At 70.5% G+C, this 550-nt stretch carries 1 pseudogene; it reads right to left on the bottom strand.

What is annotated here, in order from left to right:
* Positions 1 to 550 (bottom strand): annotated as a pseudogene (locus ACEN88_RS33915) (hypothetical protein); the annotation flags it as partial.

The following is a 550-nucleotide window of genomic DNA, read 5'->3' as shown; positions in this document are numbered from 1 at the left end:
GCCGCCAGCTGCGCCTCGACGAGTTGCAGCGACGTCCTGCCGGCTTCGTGCGGCAGCGGGAAATGGACGGGCCGGGTCGAGGTCTTGATGCAGAGCGCGACCGGCTCGTCGGCGTCGAATTCCTCGACGAACGCCTCGATGAGGCGCGGCAAGTCCTTGCGCAGCATCCAGGCCCCGATCGTGTAGAACACGTGGTGCCCGGCGGGGATGCCGAGCTGGCGGCGCATGTCGTCGAGCTGGCCGGGCGCGACGTCGTCGTGCGCGTGGCGGCGGATGTGCGGCACCACATGCAGCGGAACGGTCACGCCGCCGGCCCGGAACACCTCGGCATTGAACGTCGACGGTACCAGGACGCCGTCGAACCGGTTCAGGATGGCCGGCCAGTGCGCCGGTATGCGATCCGATTCCCAGGTGCAGTAGGCGAAGTTCGCCTTGCCGGGTTCCAGGCACGCGGGCAGGTATTCCGGCACCAGGTGGGCGACGACGATGCGGTAGTCGCGCGGGGCGGCGGTGCGCTGCAGCAGCGGGCCGAGATCGCGCAGCGCCGCCC

It is taken from the genome of Massilia sp. CT11-108, from assembly GCF_047302915.1.
In the GTDB taxonomy this organism is placed as follows: Bacteria; Pseudomonadota; Gammaproteobacteria; order Burkholderiales; family Burkholderiaceae_D; genus Telluria; species Telluria orientalis.
Note: the sequence above shows the minus strand (reverse complement) of the source record. Positions and strands in the feature narration are given on the sequence as shown.